At 68.6% G+C, this 16,256-nt stretch carries 19 protein-coding genes, 2 tRNA genes and 2 pseudogenes; 11 read left to right on the top strand and 12 right to left on the bottom strand.

Features of this window, described 5'->3' with window-relative positions:
- Positions 1-101: 101 nt before the first annotated feature.
- Complete coding sequence (locus AC07FN_RS18760) at positions 102-227, top strand: hypothetical protein (RefSeq protein WP_478396755.1); 126 nt, start codon at positions 102-104, stop codon at positions 225-227.
- A 59-nt stretch (positions 228-286) separates the two neighbouring features.
- On the opposite strand, the gene AC07FN_RS18755 is transcribed toward AC07FN_RS18760, so the two are convergent.
- Positions 287-724 (bottom strand): nitroreductase family deazaflavin-dependent oxidoreductase, encoded by a 438-nt coding sequence (locus AC07FN_RS18755; RefSeq protein WP_478396754.1) that lies wholly within the window; start codon positions 722-724, stop codon positions 287-289.
- A gap of 93 nt (positions 725-817) precedes the next feature.
- Positions 818-1,540, bottom strand: coding sequence for a DUF4232 domain-containing protein (locus AC07FN_RS18750; protein ID WP_478396753.1), 723 nt, complete (start codon positions 1,538-1,540; stop codon positions 818-820).
- Positions 1,541-1,875: 335 nt separating this feature from the next.
- On the opposite strand from AC07FN_RS18750, the gene AC07FN_RS18745 reads away from it, so the two are divergent.
- The 6 genes from AC07FN_RS18745 to AC07FN_RS18720 all read left to right on the top strand — a co-directional run bounded on the left by AC07FN_RS18745 (position 1,876) and on the right by AC07FN_RS18720 (position 5,009).
- Positions 1,876-1,951: transfer RNA gene (locus tag AC07FN_RS18745), tRNA-Lys, on the top strand.
- Positions 1,952-2,559: 608 nt separating this feature from the next.
- Positions 2,560-2,925 (top strand): DUF1622 domain-containing protein, encoded by a 366-nt coding sequence (locus tag AC07FN_RS18740; RefSeq protein ID WP_478396752.1) that lies wholly within the window; start codon positions 2,560-2,562, stop codon positions 2,923-2,925.
- Positions 2,926-2,973: 48 nt separating this feature from the next.
- Positions 2,974-3,069 (top strand) — tRNA-OTHER (locus tag AC07FN_RS18735).
- A gap of 113 nt (positions 3,070-3,182) precedes the next feature.
- On the top strand, positions 3,183-3,572 hold the full coding sequence (locus AC07FN_RS18730; protein ID WP_478396751.1) for a hypothetical protein: 390 nt from the start codon (positions 3,183-3,185) through the stop codon (positions 3,570-3,572).
- Positions 3,573-3,795: 223 nt separating this feature from the next.
- On the top strand, positions 3,796-4,422 hold the full coding sequence (locus AC07FN_RS18725; protein WP_478396750.1) for a ClpP family protease: 627 nt from the start codon (positions 3,796-3,798) through the stop codon (positions 4,420-4,422).
- Positions 4,419-5,009: a ClpP family protease gene (locus AC07FN_RS18720; protein ID WP_452613281.1), complete on the top strand. Its 591-nt coding sequence runs from the start codon at positions 4,419-4,421 to the stop codon at positions 5,007-5,009. Before AC07FN_RS18725 ends, AC07FN_RS18720 begins: the two co-directional genes overlap by 4 nt.
- A gap of 9 nt (positions 5,010-5,018) precedes the next feature.
- Here AC07FN_RS18720 and AC07FN_RS18715 read toward each other — a convergent pair whose 3' ends face one another.
- From AC07FN_RS18715 to folP, 3 genes are all read right to left on the bottom strand, one after another.
- Complete coding sequence (locus AC07FN_RS18715) at positions 5,019-5,366, bottom strand: helix-turn-helix domain-containing protein (protein WP_478396749.1); 348 nt, start codon at positions 5,364-5,366, stop codon at positions 5,019-5,021.
- Between the two features lie 284 nt (positions 5,367-5,650).
- The gene (locus AC07FN_RS18710) at positions 5,651-6,400 is read right to left on the bottom strand and encodes a dihydrofolate reductase family protein (protein ID WP_478396748.1); all 750 of its coding nucleotides are present in this window, start codon (positions 6,398-6,400) and stop codon (positions 5,651-5,653) included.
- Positions 6,400-7,215 carry a dihydropteroate synthase gene (gene folP / locus AC07FN_RS18705; protein WP_478396747.1) on the bottom strand — a complete coding sequence of 272 codons (816 nt, stop codon included), beginning with the start codon at positions 7,213-7,215 and terminating at the stop codon, positions 6,400-6,402. The genes AC07FN_RS18710 and folP overlap by 1 nt, the downstream gene beginning before the upstream one ends.
- Before the next feature lie 261 nt (positions 7,216-7,476).
- On the opposite strand from folP, the gene AC07FN_RS18700 reads away from it, so the two are divergent.
- Positions 7,477-7,869 carry a VOC family protein gene (locus tag AC07FN_RS18700; protein ID WP_478396746.1) on the top strand — a complete coding sequence of 131 codons (393 nt, stop codon included), beginning with the start codon at positions 7,477-7,479 and terminating at the stop codon, positions 7,867-7,869.
- 60 nt (positions 7,870-7,929) lie between these two features.
- Here AC07FN_RS18700 and AC07FN_RS18695 read toward each other — a convergent pair whose 3' ends face one another.
- The gene (locus tag AC07FN_RS18695; RefSeq protein ID WP_478396838.1) at positions 7,930-8,871 is read right to left on the bottom strand and encodes a bile acid:sodium symporter; all 942 of its coding nucleotides are present in this window, start codon (positions 8,869-8,871) and stop codon (positions 7,930-7,932) included.
- 1,297 nt (positions 8,872-10,168) lie between these two features.
- Between AC07FN_RS18695 and AC07FN_RS18690 the strand changes: the two genes are divergently transcribed.
- Together AC07FN_RS18690 and AC07FN_RS18685 are read left to right on the top strand one after the other, a co-directional pair.
- Entirely contained in the window at positions 10,169-10,825 is a 657-nt protein-coding gene (locus AC07FN_RS18690) for a YeeE/YedE family protein (protein ID WP_478396745.1), read from the top strand.
- A complete protein-coding gene (locus tag AC07FN_RS18685; RefSeq protein ID WP_358580050.1) occupies positions 10,825-11,241 on the top strand; it encodes a YeeE/YedE thiosulfate transporter family protein in 417 nt (138 codons plus the stop codon). Before AC07FN_RS18690 ends, AC07FN_RS18685 begins: the two co-directional genes overlap by 1 nt.
- Before the next feature lie 136 nt (positions 11,242-11,377).
- Here the strand turns inward: AC07FN_RS18685 and AC07FN_RS18680 are convergent, their stop codons facing one another.
- The 4 genes and pseudogenes from AC07FN_RS18680 to AC07FN_RS18665 all read right to left on the bottom strand — a co-directional run bounded on the left by AC07FN_RS18680 (position 11,378) and on the right by AC07FN_RS18665 (position 14,444).
- Positions 11,378-12,409: a tetratricopeptide repeat protein gene (locus tag AC07FN_RS18680; protein WP_478396744.1), complete on the bottom strand. Its 1,032-nt coding sequence runs from the start codon at positions 12,407-12,409 to the stop codon at positions 11,378-11,380.
- A 196-nt stretch (positions 12,410-12,605) separates the two neighbouring features.
- Positions 12,606-13,007, bottom strand: coding sequence for an arsenate-mycothiol transferase ArsC (locus AC07FN_RS18675; RefSeq protein ID WP_478396743.1), 402 nt, complete (start codon positions 13,005-13,007; stop codon positions 12,606-12,608).
- Positions 13,004-13,893, bottom strand: a pseudogene (gene arsB / locus AC07FN_RS18670) (ACR3 family arsenite efflux transporter). Before arsB ends, AC07FN_RS18675 begins: the two are co-directional and overlap by 4 nt.
- A gap of 188 nt (positions 13,894-14,081) precedes the next feature.
- The gene (locus AC07FN_RS18665; protein ID WP_478396742.1) at positions 14,082-14,444 is read right to left on the bottom strand and encodes an ArsR/SmtB family transcription factor; all 363 of its coding nucleotides are present in this window, start codon (positions 14,442-14,444) and stop codon (positions 14,082-14,084) included.
- 80 nt (positions 14,445-14,524) lie between these two features.
- Between AC07FN_RS18665 and AC07FN_RS18660 the strand changes: the two are divergent.
- Positions 14,525-14,962 (top strand): annotated as a pseudogene (locus tag AC07FN_RS18660) (ArsI/CadI family heavy metal resistance metalloenzyme); the annotation flags it as partial.
- Positions 14,963-14,964: 2 nt separating this feature from the next.
- Here the strand turns inward: AC07FN_RS18660 and AC07FN_RS18655 are convergent.
- Positions 14,965-15,612 carry a cation efflux transmembrane domain-containing protein gene (locus AC07FN_RS18655; protein WP_478396741.1) on the bottom strand — a complete coding sequence of 216 codons (648 nt, stop codon included), beginning with the start codon at positions 15,610-15,612 and terminating at the stop codon, positions 14,965-14,967.
- Positions 15,609-15,947, bottom strand: a complete 339-nt coding sequence (gene cmtR, locus AC07FN_RS18650; RefSeq protein WP_358580035.1) for a Cd(II)/Pb(II)-sensing metalloregulatory transcriptional regulator CmtR — start codon at positions 15,945-15,947, stop codon at positions 15,609-15,611. The genes AC07FN_RS18655 and cmtR overlap by 4 nt, the downstream gene beginning before the upstream one ends.
- Positions 15,948-16,256: the final 309 nt, after the last annotated feature.

Here is a 16,256-nt window from a genome sequence, read left to right as displayed (position 1 = left end):
CGCGGCTACACCGCCACCCGGGCGCCGTCGCTCTCCTTCTGCGCGCGGAGGGACTGGAAGTTGTTGTCACCGCTGAAAATCCGGACTACTTACTGTCCGCTGTGGACGAGCACTCGCCCGGCGTCGCAGTGGTGGACGTGCATCGTGGCGGCCGTGGAGGTTCGACCCGCAGGGCGGATCTCGCGGTGCTGCGCTATCTGGAGGCGCGGTTCGCGGTCGCGGAGTGAAGTCGGGGGGGGGGGGGGGGGGGGCCCCCCCCCCCCCCCCCCCCCCCCCCCCAACCATGCTAAGCAGCCGGTTCCAGCACGAACACCGGAATCTCGCGCGAGGTCTTCTCCTGGTAGTCCGCGTAGTCCGGATAGGCGGCGACCGCGCGAGACCACCACTGCGCCTTCTCGTCCCTGGTGACCTCCCGCGCCACGTAGTCCCGGCGCGTCGGCCCGTCCTGCAGTTCGACGGTGGGGTTCGAAAGCACGTTGTAGTACCAGACCGGGTGCTTCGGCGCCCCGCCGAGAGAGGCGACGGCGGCGTAGGAGCCGTCGTGCTCCACGCGCATCAGCGGGGTCTTGCGGAGCTTCCCGGACTTGTTGCCCTTGGTGGTCAGGACGATCACCGGCAGCCCGCGCAGAGTGGTTCCCCTGGTGCCGCCCGAGCCTTCGTACTCCTCGACCTGGTTGCGCACCCACTCCGTCGGGCTGGGTTCATATTCGCCGGTCAGCGGCATTGAAGCGCTCCTAACGTCAGCGTCAACGGCGCCTGTGGAACGCCCCCTGAGAGGCCCCTATTCCCCTGCCGCAGACCGGCGAACCCGCCAGGATCAGTCGAAGACGGTGACGCCCTGGGCGGCGGGCTGCAGCGTGCCGACCTTCATCGACTTGATCGGGAACTCCGCGTAGAGCCCGCCGTTCTCGCTGTTGGTGCCGTCGGTGCCGAAGATGGTGGCGTTCACCGCGTCGCCGGCGCCCGGCACGCCGACCTGGAAGCCGGTGGCGACGAAGGTGTTCGAGTCACCCTTGTCACCGAATTCGATGAGCACGCCGGCGAAGCCGGTCTCGCCCGGGTCGAGGCTGAAGTCCGTCGGGCCGCCCGGGATCTCGACCTGCTGGGTCGGCACGTCGATGGTGCTGTTGGTCATGTCGAGCGGCGTGACCGTCGCCCAGCCGTTCAGGTCGCAGACCTTCTGCGACTTGTTGGTGACGGCCATCAGCAGGACGCCGGGGCGGTCGGGCTGGACGTTCAGGTCGACCTTGAAGTCGCTGGAGGTGCACTTGGCACCGGTGGTGCGCTGACCGCTGCCGGGCGCCTGGCCACCGGCCGTCGTGCCGGCGGAGGGCTTGGAGTCGCTCGTCGACTTGCCGTCACCGGCGGACTGGTCGGGGTGGAACTCGCCGGGGGCGATCCCGGCGGCCGCCGCGGACCCGTCGGTGGTGCCCTGCGTGGTCTGCGGCGCGGCAGCCGGCTGGCCGCATCCGGCGAGCAGGAGGGCGCCCCCGACGAGTCCGGAGATCGCGCCGAGCGTCCGAGTGCGGTTGAGCTGCATTGGTGTCCCCTTCGTAAAGCTGTTTCGTTCCCCTTTGCCCCGAAAGACGTGTACCGCCCGCCGAGGTTGTCAATGAGCCGAAAGAAGTTTTCAAAAACTCGCTGACCTGCAGTGATGTAATCACATGATCACGCTGCTCCCGAAGCCGGGCGGAAACGGGTGAAGCGCCCCGGCGCCGAACGTAGACAGCCTCGGGCGCTGCGGCGGCCACGAGCCGGAGAGGGTGGGGGAACCCCTCACCGCAGGGCAAGGCGGTGCGGATGTGACCTTCATCGACGAAGAAGCTGCGACCGGTACCGCACAAGATCGCCCGGACCTTGTAACCTTGGGCACGCGGGTCGTTAGCTCAACTGGCAGAGCAGCGGACTTTTAATCCGCGGGTTCAGGGTTCGATCCCCTGGCGACCCACCAAAACCCCAGGTCACAGACCTGGGGTTTCGTGTTTGACGGCCCGAGTGCCACTAAATTGCCAAGATTCCTCGCTACTCGGTGGAGCCCGCGAACTCCAGAGCCACGACGATCGCCCGGGGCCCCTGCCGTCGGCCGAAGTAGTGGTCTTGCGTCGTGGGCACCCGCGAGTGGCCCAGCAGGTCCGCTACCTCGCGAGCAGCCAGCCCAGCGTCCGCCCAGCAACGTGGCGACCGTCTTCCGCAGGGTATGGAAGGTCGCCCACTCGTACCCCGCGCGAACGCGAAGCTGTTTCCACGTTACAACTCCAGTCGTGCACGGACTCGGCTTGTTGGTCCTGGGGTTGCCTGGCTGCGGTCCGGCTGCGAAGACCCGGAGAAGGTCTCTCAGTTCGGATGAATCTTCCGGACGTCATCTCTGGCCACGGGCGAATGTCCGCTCATGCCGATGAGGTCGCGTTGGTCAGAACGCCTGGTCAAGAGTGGTTTCGCGCGTTTGCGCTGGCAACTTCCTGCGGGGACCGTACGTTCCGGGGGCGGATCCGATTGGCGGCCTTTGCGAGAGCCGTCCTCGGTGTGAGGCAACGGGGGCTGCTGGGCGGCAGAGGGGGAATGGTGGAGTTCCAACACGTCGCGGATCTGGTGGGCAAGGGCGTCGACGCCGTCGGTGTGGCCACGATTGTTGTGGGAGCGCTCGCCGCGATCACTGTCGAGGGCCTCCGGCTCGTGCGTCGGCAGAAAGGCGTGTACCGCTCCTTCCGCCGCCGACTCGGCCAGTCGATCCTGCTCGGACTTGAGTTCCTCGTCGCCGGCGACATCATCCGGACCGTCGCGGTCTCGCCGACGTTCGAGAGCCTCGGCGTACTTGCCGTCATCGTGGTGATCCGCACGTTCCTCAGCTTCTCCCTCGAACTGGAGATCACCGGCCGGTGGCCCTGGCAGAAGACGGCCGAGGCGGCGACCGGAGCTCGCGAGTGACACAACGGCTGTCCCTGGCCGAACTGGGTTCAGTGTTCGATCCCAGCAGCGATCCCGGTGACGGTCGCCGGTCGAAGTCGACGAGGTCCGCCAAATAAGGTCTCCTGAAGCGGGTGTCGCAGGTTCGAATCCTGCCGGGTCGCGGGCAGCGGTGAAGCCTGCCTGTAGTCCTGAATCAGATTGCCGCTCAACTGCCACGAATCAGCCGCCGAGTTCCCACGCGACCGCAGTGCAGCAGAACCAGGGGGAGAGTCGAGATGCCGATGATCGTGTGGTGGCGCAAGCCGCCCAGCGCCAAGGGGCGCTCTGATGGGCGAGCTCTCGTCGCAGCACGCGTGTGCGTCGTCGGTCCATGGGTGTACCTCGTGGTCTTCCTGCCCGTGGCCGTTCTGGCGCCGGCCACGGCACAGATCGGCCAATGGGGTCTGCGGGTACTGGTGGTCATGGCCGTAGTCGGTCTGGTCGCCGTGTTCGTCCGGCGGCCCTACGACGATCAGGATGGTGACCTCGGCTTCACCCTCGGCTTCGGATCGCTGCTGTTGGTGCTGCCTGCTCTGCTGGGCGGGTTCTGGCCACTGGCTCTCCTTCCGCCGATCGTGCCGATCCTCATGGTGGCCGCGGCGATCCGCAGGCGCATGCGGCGATGAGTCCGTACAGGATGCCTGCATGCCCGCGCGGCGACGAGCGCGTCACATGCGCAGGGCGCCGGAGTGAGCGATCAAGGAGCGATGCTGGGCGCGCCGCTCCTATCGTCAGACCGGCTGGGTCGCGAGGTCCACAGTGGACAGTTCGGTACCGGGCTGCTGAGGGCTGATCTGCTCACAGCAGAGAAACCCGGGAAGTGTGCCGGGGTGGCGGCATTGTCGGGGCATGACGGACCACGAGAAGCAGCCACTTTTCGACCACCGACTCCGAGAACGGTTCTTCAGCCAGCGGGTACTGGTCCTCGACGGCCCGCTCGACGACGACAACGGGACCGTGCTCGCCACCCAACTGCTGTCCCTCGCGAGCGAGGATCCCGGGAAGGACATCGCGTTGTGGATCCACTCGCCGGGCGGCTCGGTCTCCGCGATGCTGGCCATCCGTGACGTGATGCGGCTCGTGCCGTGCGACGTGGCCACGCTCGCGCTGGGACTGGCGTGCAGTGCGGGCCAGTTCCTGCTGTCCGCGGGCACACCGGGCAAGCGCTTCGCCCTCCCGCACGCCCGCATCCTGATGCACCAGGGCTCGTCCGGGATCAGCGGATCGGCGGTCGAGGTGGAGGTGCAGGCGGACGACCTGCGGCACACCCGGGACACGGTGCTCGGGATCATCGCGGAGGACACCGGCCAGCCGATCGAACGGATCTTCACCGACTCGCTGCACGACCGCTGGTTCACCACCGAGCAGGCACGCGAGTACGGCTTCATCGACCACATCGTCGACAGCCTCGACCAGCTCGTGCCCGTGCGCACGCACAAACTGGGGCTCGGCGCGGCGACGGGAGCCGGTGAATGAGCACCTACACCATCCCCAACGTCATCACGCGCAGCGTGGGCGGCGAGCGGATCATGGACGTCTACTCGCATCTGCTGTCGGAGCGGATCGTCTACCTCGGCACCGCGATCGACTCCGGCGTGGCGAACGCGTTGATCGCCCAGTTGCTGCACCTGGAGGCGGACAACCCGGAACGTGAGATCAACCTGTACATCAACTGCGAGGGCGGTGACCCGTCCGCGATGCTCGCGCTGTACGACACGATGCGCTACATCAAGGCGCCGGTGGCGACGACGTGCGTGGGCCAGGCGGTTGCGGCCGGTGCGGTGCTGCTGGCCGCGGGCGAGGCCGGGCACCGATCCGTGTTGCCCCACACCCGGGTGGTGCTGCACCAGCCCGCGGCGCAGGGCCGCGGCGCCATCCCGGACCTCATCATCCAGGCGGACGAGGTGGTGCGGGTGCGCACCCAGATGGAGGAGATCCTCTCGGCGCACACCGGTCGCGGTGTCGCGGACCTGCGGCACGACACCGACCGGGACCGCGTGTTGGACGCGGCGGGCGCCGTCGACTACGGGCTCGCGGACCGCGTCCTCGACCACCGGACCTGAGACCGCGTCTCAGGCGGCCATGAGCACGGGTCCCGCGGGACGGCGCCTGACCGCGGGGCCCGCGCCGCGTCGCTGCCGGACGTCGCCCGCGATGCCGGCGAGCAGGTCGGCCAGGTCGACGCCCAGCGCACCCGTGACCGCGGCGATCATCTCGCTAGAGGGCTCCTTGCGGCCGCGTTCGATCTCGGACAGGTACTGCGGCGAGATGCCGGCCCGCTCCGCGATGTCGACGAGGCGGCCACCCTGCTCCTCCCTGGTCGCACGCAGGCTCCGGCCCAGCACCTCACGCCACAGCGGTTCCGGCTCACGATCCGGCATCGGGGTGCGCTTCTGGTGGAAGGGGAGGATGTCCGCCATACCGTCATCCTGACACCGGCCCCCCGCCCGGAGGCAGCGGTTCCGCTCCCGGCGGAAACACCCGACTCGGCCCGCAGGGCATCGTCGATCGCCGACATGCCGCCGAGCGTGTGAGGTGGGAGGCGGGGAAGTTGCCCGCAAACGGCGGCAGGCAACGCGAAATCCGCCCCCTGCGTTCGTGCAGGTAACCAAAGGTGTTGGCAGACAACGGCAAACGTCGATGGTCACGGAAACCAGATCCACGGGGCACCACGCCCCCGGGGAGAAACGAAGGCCGCGCCGGTTCAGGGCTTCGCCGGACGGTTCCGCACCAGGTAGCGCACCAGCATCGCGCCGTCTTCGGTGAGGACGGATGCCAGCTCCATGTCGATGGGGTCGAGCGGCAGCCCAGTGGCGATCCGCCCGTGCTCGCCGCTGACCAGCAGCGGCGAGATCGTCAGCCGCAGCTCGTCGACCACACCAGCGGCGAGCAGTCCGCCGAAGAGGTGCGGGCCGCCTTCGCAGTCGATCCGGTTCAGGCCGCGTTCGGCCAGCGCCTCGGTCGCGGCGGCGAGGTCGACGGTGTCCTCCCCGGCGATCAGCAGTTCGGCGCCGGCCTCCTCCCAGGCCTTCTGCTTCTTCACCGGTGCGGTGGCGCACGTGATCACCAGGGTCGGCGTGGCCGCCTCGGTGATCACCGGCGCATCGATGGGCAGGGACCTTCCGGTCGTGACCACGGCCGTCGGCGGGACATCCCGGAGCCCGTGACGACGACGCAGTTCGAGCGTGGGTTCGTCCGGGTGCACGCCGCGGAACTCCTCGACCATCGCGGTCGTGGCACCGACGAGCAGGACGTCCGCGAGGTCGCTCCCGAGCTTGAGCACCTGCTGATCGGCTGGGCTGGAGAGCTGGCGCGCGCGGCCGCCCACTTCAACGGCTCCGTCAGCGCTGGAGACGTAGTTGACGACAAGCCATCGGCGGCCCGCTGGGTACGTGTAGAGGCGTTCGAGCTGCTGATCGTCCAGGTCGGCGTGCTCTGGCCAGATCTGCTTCATCACGAGATCCATTCCTGCTCGCGCGCCGGAGTCCGCGTGCCGTTGATGCAGGCGACCATCTCCAGCGTGCGCCGAGTCGGCAGAACCTGGTGCACGCGGAACATCGCCGCCCCGACGCGGGCCGCGATCGCGGTGGCCGCCAACGTGCCCGTGAGGAGCTCCTCCCGATCGGCGACGTCGAGGTCGAGGCTTTCGCGGACGAAGGTCTTGTTCGACAGTGCCATCAGCACCGGCCAGCCCGTTTTCACGATCTCCTGCACCCGCGCCACCAAGGCCAGGTGGTCGGGTGTGTTCTTCCCGTACCCGGTGCCGTCGACGAGGATGCCACCGCGCGGGACGCCCTTGGATTCGGCGAGCTCGGCCAGCCGCACCGTCTCGTCCAGCACCGCGGTGACGACATCCTCGTAGTCCGAGCGAACCGGCTCCGCCCGGGGGACGCGGTTGGAATGGGTGCACACGTAGCCGGCCTCGTAGGCCGCCGCCACGTCGAGGATCTGCGGGTCGGCGGCGCCCCACGCGTCGTTGATGATGTCGGCGCCGGCGCGGCAAACCGCGTCGGCGACCTCGTGCCGCCAGGTATCAACGCTGATCAAGACATCGGGATGCGTTGCCCGGATCCACTCGACGGTGGGCAGCACCCGCCGGATCTCCTCCTCGGCGTCGACCTCCGCGCCGGGGCTCGCGGTCACGCCGCCGATATCGATCACATCGGCGCCTTCCGCAACGGCGCGATCGACAGCCACCTTGGCCGCGTCCTCCTCGAACGTGGCACCCCGGTCGTAGAAGGAGTCAGGCGTGCGGTTGACGATCGCCATCACCAACGCCCGGTCTCGAACCACTCGCCGGCCACGGAACGAGAGGTCGAATGCGCTAGAGCCGAGTTCCTGCACTGGCCCGATCCTTCCTGCGGTAGCTGCCCGAGCCGCCGTTACCCTCTGCAACCGGATGCGCTCAGGGGTGGATACGGGCCAGTCTGCCAGAGCTGATCGCGCTTGTACCCGGGCAACGTGGCCGACGTCCTGTCGGGAGGTTCGCGCCGACCGGGCCGGATTCGTGATCGGCCTAGAATCGCGAGGATGCGGGTGGAGCTGGCGGCGCTGGTCGTCGAGGACTACGACCGGGCCATCGAGTTCTTCGTCGAAGCACTGGGCTTCGAACTCGTCGAGGACACGCCGTCGTCGACGAGTGATGGACGTCCGAAGCGGTGGGTCGTCGTTCGGCCGCCAGGCGGGGAAACCGGCATCCTGCTCGCTCGCGCGGACGGTGCGCAGCAGGCTGCCGCGGTGGGGAACCAGTTCGCGGGCAGGGTGGGTCTGTTCTTGCGGGTGGACGACTTCGACGCCGCGTTCGACCGCATGGTCAGGGCCGGGGTCGAATTCGTGACCGCGCCACGCGCCGAACCTTATGGGCGGGTCGCCGTCTTCCTGGACATCTCGGGCAACCGGTGGGACCTGCTCGGGCCGGCATGAACGGTCGCCGCGAGCTGCTCGTACGTCACCTCGCTCGATCGGCGTCGTCCGGCCCGGGAATCAGCGGGCGGGTAGGAGCCGGGGCACTGCTCGGACGTAGATCACCATGCCGACGACCTCGACCAGGGTTTGGGTGACGACCACGACCGCCGCGATGGCCAGCGCGTCGGGCAGGGCCAGGGCCAAGGGGAGAACCACCAGCGAGTTGCGGGTGGCGCCGGTGAACACGATCGCGCGGCCGTCCGGGACGTCCAGGCGGAACAGGCGGGCAACGGCGCGCCCGGCGAAAGCCATGACGACCAGGAAGAGCACGTAGCAGGGCACGACGCGGGCCACCGCGGCGAGGCCGTCGCTGAGCTTCGGCACCTGGGAGGCCACCACCGCCAGCAGGGTCGCGGCCATGAGCGGCACCATCAGGGTGCTCACCGCGTCGGCCAATCGTCGTCCGGCTTTCCGGCGAGCCGCCCAGGCTTGGGTGAGCCAGGCCAGCGTCAGCGGGATGACGATCAGCACGACGAACGCCTCGATGAAGGGACCGGCCTCGACGACATCGGCGAGGTCCGAGCCCAGGAACAGGAAGAGGAAGCCGGGCAGCAGCACCATTTGCGCGAGGAGCAGCAGTGGTGTGGCTGCGAGCAGTCGTTGGCTGCTGCCGCCTGCCAGCCCGCTGAAGACGATCACGTAGTCCACGCACGGCGTCAGCAGGACCAGCAGCACTCCCAACCGCACGGCCTGGTTGGCGGGCAGGAATGTGAACATGGCTGCGACGACCAGCGGTACCACCACGAAGTTCACCACCAGCGCGGCTCCCAGGAACCGGCCTGCACGCAGGGAGCGACCCAGCTCGGCGGCCGGTACCTGCAAGAACGTCACGTACAGCAGAGCGGCGAGCACCGGGTTGATGGCCTGCTCCAGGCCCGGCCCCGCATCGGGGGCGGCCCAGCCCACGACAGCCCCAGCCGCGAGCGCGCCCACGTAGACGGCGACCTGGTGGCGTTCCATGCCTGCGACCAGGCCCGATGCGGACGACAACGTTCGTGCTCCTTGCAGGGTGCGGACGAACCAGCAACGCGGCGAGCCGGGTCAGGCCGTCGGGGATGGCGTCGGTGCGGCTTCGCACCAGCCACTCGCTCGATCTCTTGGGTTTCCCGGTGCACGAACAACGTCGAACGTCCATGGGTGACCATCTCCGGTGGGCGTTCTTTTCGTGCTCTGTGCAGGTAACGAAGGTACGCGTCCTGCGTCATCGACGGCCGTGAGTCGCGAACGGGGTTCCTCGGCCGCGCCCTCGGCGACTGGTGAATAATCCGCGACTTCGTCCGGCTCGCACCATTTGACCAGCAAAGGGGCGCGTGTGGCATGTGAGTCAGCAGGTCACGGTAGTGACTTCACCAGATTTCGCCTCTCCGCGTGCAACTGCGGGAGGCTGCATAACCGCGCGATATTAAGTAGGACGAATTCCACATGGCCTGGCATCGATTTGAGAACGCTCGTATCACGGTGCAGTAACCATATTCATCGATGTTTTGTTATTTAATCGTGAACATGTCGGAAAGCTGCTGGTCATCGTGCCTTTTCGATTGGGATTCGCCTTTTTGCCGGACGTGTAACGGGAGTAACGAGCCGGGGGATGCGTCGTATTAATAGTCCGGAGGGGGATCGCGTTACGGTGTGTTGCATTCCGCTACGCCCTGCGATCGCTGGTCGGGTTGTGCAAATAGAAGAACGACATGATCGCGCCATATCGCCTACCCCGACCAGGCGGTATGAGCAGGTCAGATCGGAGTAATATGGGCTGCTCCCACGCCCAATCATGCCCCCTCTTCCCGTTGTTGAAGGCAAGCTTGAGCGGCTGGCGCGAATCCTATTGCGACAGCAATGACAGGTGGCACGATTGCGCCCGGTACAAGTTGGCGTCCCGGGGCCAGCTCGTGCCGATCTCGCTGCTCCCGAACGGTGCCGACGTGGGGCACATCAGGAAGGCCGCCGAGCGGTCCGCCACGGCCGAACCGACCCCGCCGGCGCCGCTCATCTCCGAGTCGCCGGAAACCGTGGCCTGGTTCGAGCCGGCGCCGAGACCAGACCTGACCAGGCCTCGTGAGTCGTCGTTCCGTTCGCAGTCCCCCCGACCCCCACAGCCCCCACGGCCACAGCCCCCGCAACCCCCGGCGGCCCCTTCGCGGGCCCCGCAAGTCCCAAGAACCCCACCAACCGCGGACCAGGTAGCACGGCCCACGCGAGCGCAGGGCTCGAAGCGCCGTTGGTGGACCCGACTCGCCGAGTGGATGAGAGGCCCCGCATGAGCAGCTACTGGCCCTGGTGGGCGGGCGCGATCGGGCTCGCCCTGGTCACCATCAACTACACGCTGATCACGGATCGGTCCTTCGGGGTGTCCTCGGCGTGGGATCGCGTCCTGCACTGGCGCGCCGAACGCCGCATCGAGCGGCAGGAGGCCCAGTTCGCCGACGACCGCGCCCTGGAGGAAGCGTTCGCCGCGGCGACCGCCGCGGAGTTCGGGACCCGATCCGAAGCACCCACCTCGCCGGACGTGATGCGCGGTGGCGCGCAGCCGCACGGCCAGGACGCCGGATCCGCGGCGCCCGAGCAGGCCACGACGCGGAGCGTGCGCTCGGCGCCTCTGGTCACCCAGGCCGCCCTGCTCCTGTCGATCTTCGTCGGCGGCTGGGTGGCCGCCGTCGTCGCCGGCCGGTTCGAGGTCCGCTTCGACATGGGCGAGGGTTTCCGCCAGCTCGTCACCGCCGATTCGAACGTCATGATCGGCGTGCTGTTCGTCGGAGGCATCCTCGTCGGCTTCGGCACCCGCTTGGCCGGTGGCTGCAGCTCCGGCCACGGACTCAGCGGCTGCGGGCGATTGCGCCCGGTCAGCCTCGTTGCGACTGCCGTCTTCTTCGGCACCGCCGTCGTCGTTTCGTTCCTGCTGTGGAAGGTGATCTGATGCGTACCAGGGGCGCGGTGCTCGTCGCCAACATCATTACCGGGCTGGCTCTCGGCTTCGTCGTCACCAACATCGGGTTCGGCGACTACACCGAGCTGAACCGCATGTTCACCTTCCAGGACCCCCGGATGCTGTACGCCTTCGCCGGGGCCGTGGCGATCATCGTGGTGATCTTCGCGGTGGTGGGTGTCCGCCGCTCGCCGGGGCGCATCCACGGCGGCGTGATCCCCGGCGCGGTGCTGTTCGGCACCGGCTGGGCGATCTCGGGTGGCTGCCCGGCGATCCCGATCATCCAGGTCGCCAGCGGTTATCTGCCCGCTCTCGTCACGATCGCCGGCGTCATGGTCGGGATGTGGCTGTGCCGTTGGGCGAACGCCAGGTTCTTCCAGCTCGACCGCGGCTCCTGCGGGCTGTAGCGACCGATGCGGGGGCCTGTCCTGGACCGGGCCCCGGCATCCTCTTGGCGTCACGAGGCTCTTCGGATGGCAGCAAAGAACCCCAGGTCGCGGACCTGGGGTTCTTTGCTGCCAGGGACTTTCGCCCGTAGCGCTCTCAGCGGGGCTTGGGGAGGCTCAGCCTCTCCCGCAGCTCCTTCAGGCCTAGGTTCCTTTCCTCGTCCCGGCCGTCCTCGACGTGGGTGTAGAGCGCGAGCACCAGCCTCCGGGCTCGCTCGTACCGCTCCTCGCTCCAGGCCTCCAGGCGGTCCAGGGCCGCGTGCGCCGGTTCGAAATCCCCGGGGAACAGGTTGAATCCGACGTCGACGAGTGCCGGGTTGCTGACCTCCGTGAAGTAGAGGGCTGACTCGAAGGGCTCCCGGATCACGACGCCTTCGCTCACCCCGCTGTTCTCCATCTGGTCGTAGACGAGGTCCAGCCACGGGTCGCCCGCCAGCAGTTCGCCGAACCGGACGGCGACCCACGGGTGCAGCCCCTCGCCGCCGCCCCTGGCCGGGTGGGACTCCCCGTGCGCGTAGCTGAGCACCTGGCTCGCGCGTTCCTTCTCGCCCTGCCCGATCAGCACATGGCCTTCGAGGTGACCCGCGTAGCCGGCGAACAGGTCGTCGCACATCTGTCGCGCGTTCCGCAGCGGCTTGAGGGCCGCGGCCTGGTCACCGCTCTGGAGCAGGAGGTTGCCGAGGAGGATGTTGGCGACGTCCCCGGCATCCGTGCCCTCGTGGACGTCGGCGGCCTGCTCGAAGCCGTTCCGGGCCGCCTCCAGCGCGCCGGTCAGTTGAGCGGCGAGGCTCCCGAGGAGCACTCGGCCGGAGTCCGCGAAGTCCGGGGTGAGCATCACGGCCGCCAAGGGGCCCAGCCACGGGTCTTCTCCCGCAGCGACCTGCTCCAGCCGCTGCCGGCAGGAGTCGCCGAGGCCGTTCTCGCCGAGCTCGATGCCCGCCAGCGCCATGGCCGCATGCCCGGACACGGCGGTGCGTCCCGCGTCGGCGATGTCGGTCAGCAGGGTCCGCGCTTCCTGGGAATCGCCCGCCCGGTACGCCGCCAGCCCGCGCTCGACCTCGTCCGGCACCGGGCTCAGCGGATCGGGGGGAAGCGGCAGGGCTGATCCGTGGTCGTCCAGCAGGGTCATGTAGTTGCTTTCTCTCGTCGGAGCGTTGAGGCGCGAGCATGCCACGAGCGACCGACACCGCTGATCATGAAGTAGGGCCTCGCTCCTCGCCGAACGCTGCGCTCGGCGGGAAACACCGGCAGGCTCGGAAGAATCGGCGGACCTGGACTCAACGGGGCGGCCGAAACCGTTGACCATCAAAGGAAAACGCCGAAGATCAGGATCGGAGTTCGGTCAGCAGGTGGCGGACTCGGCGGTCGATCTCGTCCCGGATGGTGCGGACTTCCTCGACGCCTTTCCCCGCCGGGTCGGTGAGTTCCCAGTCCAGGTAGCGCTTTCCGGGGAACACCGGGCACGCGTCGCCGCAGCCCATGGTGATCACCACGTCGGCGGCTTCGACGGCGTCCGTGGTCAGCTTCGTGGGGATCTCGTTCGACAGGTCGATGCCGAGCTCGCCCATGACGGTCAGGACGGCCGGGTTGATCGCCTCCGCGGGGGCGGATCCGGCCGAGCGCACGGCCACCTCGCCCCGGGCGCGGTGCTGCAGGAGGGCTGCCGCCATCTGGGATCGTCCGGCGTTGTGCACGCAGACGAACAGGACTTCGGGGGTGCGGGTCACGATCGCTCCAGGTGATCGGGGGTGGGGTCGGCGAACCAGCGGCGGGCGGCCAGGGCGGCGTACACCAGGGCGACCAGCACGGGCACCTCGATGAGGGGGCCGACGACCCCGGCCAGGGCTTGCCCGCTGGTGACGCCGAAGGTGGCGATGGCGACCGCGATCGCGAGTTCGAAGTTGTTGCCCGCCGCGGTGAACGACAACGTCACCGACCGCTCGTAGCTCAGCCCGATCGCCTTGCCCAGCGCGAAGGAACCTGCCCAGATGATCGCGAAGTACGCCAGCAGCGGCACGGCGATGCGGGCGACGTCGAAGGGCCGGTCGGCGATCTGGTCGCCCTGCAGGGCGAAGAGGATCACGATGGTGAACAGCAGCCCGTAGAGGGCGATCGGGCCGATCTTCGGCAGGAACCGCGTTTCGTACCAGTCCCGGCCGCCGGCGCGTTCGCCGAGCTTGCGGGTCGCGTACCCGGCCACCAGCGGGATGCCCAGGAAGATCAGGACGGACTTGGCGATCTGCCACGCCGAGACGTCCAGCCCGACCTGCGGCAGGCCGAGCCAGCCCGGCAGCACCGACAGGTAGAACCAGCCGAGGCCGGCGAACGCGATCACCTGGAACACCGAGTTCAGCGCCACCAGGACGGCGGCGGCCTCCCGGTCGCCGCAGGCCAGGTCGTTCCAGATGATCACATGGCGATGCAGCGGGCCAGGCCCACGACGATCAGGCCGGTGCGGTACTCGGGCAGGTCGGGCAGGAACGCCCAGGCCAGCGCGAACATCACCGCCGGGCCCACGACCCAGTTGAGCACCAGCGAGGACACCATCAGCCGCTTGTCGCCGGTGACCGCGTCCAGCCGGTCGTAGCGGACCTTGGCCAGCACCGGGTACATCATCACCAGCAGGCCCAGCGCGATCGGCAGCGAAATGCCGTCCACCTGCACGGCGTCCAAGGCCGGGCCGAGGCCGGGGATCCACCGCCCGGCCAGCAGTCCGGCCACCATGGCCGCACCGATCCACACCGGTAGCAGCCGGTCGAGCGCCGACAAGCGCGCGGCCACCGGGGCTTCTGCCGCCCGGGTCATGCGGTGACCGCCTCGGCGTCGGCCGGCACCAGCACGGACGAAACGGCCCGCAGGGTTTCGGGGCGCACGCGGTAGTAGATCCAGGTCCCGCGCCGATCGCCCTCGATCACCCCGGCCTCGCGCAGCACCTTGAGGTGGTGCGAGATCGTCGGCCCGGACAGCTCGAACGCCCCGGTCAGATCGCACACGCACGCCTCCCCGCCCGCGTGCGACGCGATCAACGACAGCAGCCGCAGCCGCACCGGCTCGCCGATCGCCTTGAACACCCGGGCCAGCTCGGCCGATTGCTCCGCGCTCAGCGGCTCCCGCATCACCGGCGAGCAGCACTGGGCCGCATCCCCGGAGCCTTGTTTCGACATGCATCTATCTTGACAGACGTCGAAGTAAAGGTCCAAGCTGTGGTCGTCTATTTAGATGAACATCTAAGCAAGGGGATGCGATGTCACGCATGCAGCTCGCCCTTCGGGTCGGTGACCTCGAAGGATCGATCACGTTCTACTCGAAGCTCTTCGGCGCCGAGCCGGCCAAGCGGCGGCCCGGCTACGCCAACTTCGCCATCGCCGAACCGCCGCTGAAGCTCGTCCTGCTGGAGGGCGAGGCGGGCCAGGACGCGGTGATGGACCACCTGGGCGTCGAGGTCGACAGCACCGAGCAGGTCGACGAGGCCACCGAACGGCTCAAGGCGCTCGGCCTGTTCACCGAAGCCGAGGAGGACACCACCTGCTGCTACGCCCGCCAGGACAAGGTCTGGGTCCACGGGCCCGGCCGCGAACCCTGGGAGGTCTACGTCGTCAAAGCCGACTCCCGGACGTTCGGCGCGGCCGAGGCGCAGTGCTGCGCCGGGGACAACGACGCATCGGTCGCCGGCGCCTGTAGTGCTCAGCAGCAGTGGTGGCCGCGCCAGGCTTCCCGGCCTTCCTTCACCGCCACCGCCGCGATCACCAGGGCGACGACGGGGTCCGCCCACGACCAGCCGAAGAGGCTGTTGAGCAGCAGTCCCAGCAGCAGGACACCCGACAGGTAGGTGCACAGCAGGGTTTGCTTGGAGTCCGCGACCGCGCTGGCCGAACCGAGTTCTCGGCCGGCGCGGCGCTGGGCCGCCGACAGGAACGGCATCACCAGCAGGGACACCGCGGCCAGCACGATGCCCACCGTCGAGTGGTCGGCCGAGTCCGCGCCGAGCAGGGTTCGCACCGACTCGACCGAGACGTAGGCGGCCAGCGCGAAGAACGACACCGCGATCACCTTCAGCGCCGCTCGTTCCCGGGCTTCGGGGTCGCTGCCGGAGAACTGCCACGCCACCGCGGCCGCGGACGCGACCTCGATCACCGAATCCAGGCCGAAGCCGATCAACGCCGTCGAGGAGGCCGCCGTTCCGGCCGAGATCGCCACGATCGCTTCGATGACGTTGTAGGTGATCGTCGCGGCGACCAGCCACCGCACCCGTCGGGCCAGCACCGCTCGTCGCTGCGGGTCGGCCGTGGTGTCCGTCGCGCAGCAGTCGTCGACGCAGCGATCCTCGCTCACCGCGCCGCCTCGGGCTGGGCCTCGTTGAGGCACGGCTGATCCGTTTCCACGGCGAGCACGACCTGGACCAGCTCGCCGAGCGCGCGCGCCAGGTGGGCGTCGGCCAGGGAATAGCGGACCTGACGACCTTCGTAGGTGGCCACGACGAGTCCGCAACCGCGCAGGCAGGCCAGGTGGTTGGAGACGTTCGAGCGGCTCAGCCCCAGCTGCTCGGCGAGCACGCCCGGATAGCTCTCGCCGTCGAGCAGCGCGATCAGGATCCGGCAACGAGTCGGATCGGCCAGCGCCTTGCCCAGCCGGGCCAGCGCCGCGCCCCGCGTCTCACACGTCAGCATGGGCAGAACAGTACAGCGATCAGTGATATATCAGCAAGGGCTGAACTGTTCGGCTGCCGGACCAAGGGGCGTTCGAGAACGGTGCGCGGCAAGCCCTGGCGGTACCGCGCGGGTGGGGGACACCCGTTGGCCGTGCTCGTTCGGCGGTTTCCGGAGGGTGACGGGAACGTCGTCGCGGGACAACGGCGGAAGTGCTCGTGTCCGGATGAGATCGGAAAGGACTTCCCAATCGGGTTGTCAAGCCGCCGCAGTGATGGGAGGTGAATCTTGGTAGCACTGTCGGTCGCGGATCATGGCCCACAGGACGTT

This window comes from Saccharopolyspora sp. NPDC045941 (assembly GCF_056431445.1).
The sequence above is the reverse complement of the archived record's forward strand: the minus strand, read 5'-3'. Positions and strand labels throughout refer to the sequence as shown.